Source organism: Prevotella rectalis (assembly GCF_900607215.1).
Lineage (GTDB): Bacteria > Bacteroidota > Bacteroidia > Bacteroidales > Bacteroidaceae > Prevotella > Prevotella brunnea.
The window spans coordinates 225,028-226,253 of record NZ_LR027822.1 but is presented as its reverse complement, the minus strand read 5'-3'; the positions used below and the strand labels follow the sequence as shown (position 1 = coordinate 226,253).

Sequence of the window (1,226 nt, the reverse complement as noted above, 5' to 3'; positions counted from 1 at the left end):
ATAAAAGAAGATGGACAACACCTAAGTTCCGTCATATTTTCGGCAAGGTCTTAGGGGGCTCGATGCCCCCTGGGACCTTTGGTGAAGATGGCATAAGACCGTCGTTCGCCATATTTTCGGCGTTCCAAAGATACGTTATATTTTTCTTTTTTGCAAGCATTTATCTCTTTTTCCAAAGATTTCTCCCGGGCTGTTCGCCTCTATAGACATCCATCGGACATTTCATTCCTATGCTCATATGCGGTCGTCTGTAGTTGTAGAAGGCTATTGCCTTGGAGATTTCCATATTGGCCTGGTCATAATCTCGGTACATCTCCTGCTGGTAAATCCACTCAACCTTAAAGGTTCCATTCGTCCTTTCCGCCACGGGATTGTCCGTAGGATTGTACCGTTCTGTCATACTAACCCTGATATGGTGGCACATAAGAGTTTCAACATATAGGTGGCAGGCATATTGCGATCCTCTGTCAGAGTGGTGTATCGTTCCGCAGAGGTTGCCTCCTCCGGCTGCCTTAACTGCCATTAGCAATGCCTCCTTCGTATTTATAGCCTCCATGGTTTCGGATAAGCACCAGCCTATGACAGCATGTGAGTAAACATCTGTAATGAGATGGAGGTACAGGACGTTGCCGTAAATCCAAACGTAGGTTATGTCGGCTGCCCAAATGTGGTTAGCATACATTGCCGTAACACCTTGTACAAGATTAGGATACTTCCTATAAGGATGATTGGAGTCCGTTGTACGTCTTCGCTTGTTCTTGGGAAGCATAAGTCCTTCTGAAGCAAGTAGTTTTAAGAAGGAGTCGCGACCATGAGTAACATCTTCACCTAGCTCCGACTTGAGGAGGACGTGCAGTTTCACACCGCCTATCCCGGGACAGCAGGCACGATAGTAGAGTACATTGTCAACTATCAGTTTACGCCTTTGCCGCTCAGAAATCACAAGCTTGCTGCTTGCGTAATACCACTGGCGTTTCTTGCCAAACAGCCCACAGAGGAATTCCACGGATACACCGGGAAACTCCTCACGCAGCGCCGTTACTGTTTGGCACCATCTTTTTTTAAGATGCTGATACCCTCCTCGGATTCGGCTATCTCTATGAGTTTCTCATAGGCACGGCTGCGCATCTTCTCCAAAGACAATGCGTGTTGGAGGTTCACTATCTTCTGGCGCAATATCTCATTGTCTGTCAAATTCGTTTCTTTATGAGCCATACGATACCTCT

The 1,226-nt window shown here is 46.7% G+C and carries 2 protein-coding genes; both read right to left on the bottom strand.

Translation table 11 applies throughout. The annotated features are described in order from the left end of the window. Positions 1-160 precede the first annotated feature (160 nt). Positions 161-1,006 carry an IS3 family transposase gene (locus E0E16_RS09385; RefSeq protein WP_240048166.1) on the bottom strand — a complete coding sequence of 282 codons (846 nt, stop codon included), beginning with the start codon at positions 1,004-1,006 and terminating at the stop codon, positions 161-163. A 32-nt stretch (positions 1,007-1,038) separates the two neighbouring features. Then, positions 1,039-1,215: a hypothetical protein gene (locus E0E16_RS13630; RefSeq protein ID WP_165444179.1), complete on the bottom strand. Its 177-nt coding sequence runs from the start codon at positions 1,213-1,215 to the stop codon at positions 1,039-1,041. Positions 1,216-1,226: the final 11 nt, after the last annotated feature.

Excerpts from the sequence above, each read along its gene's own strand:
- E0E16_RS13630 (WP_165444179.1), bottom strand. The coding sequence starts at position 1,215 with ATGGCTCATAAAGAAACGAATTTGACAGACAATGAGATATTGCGCCAG.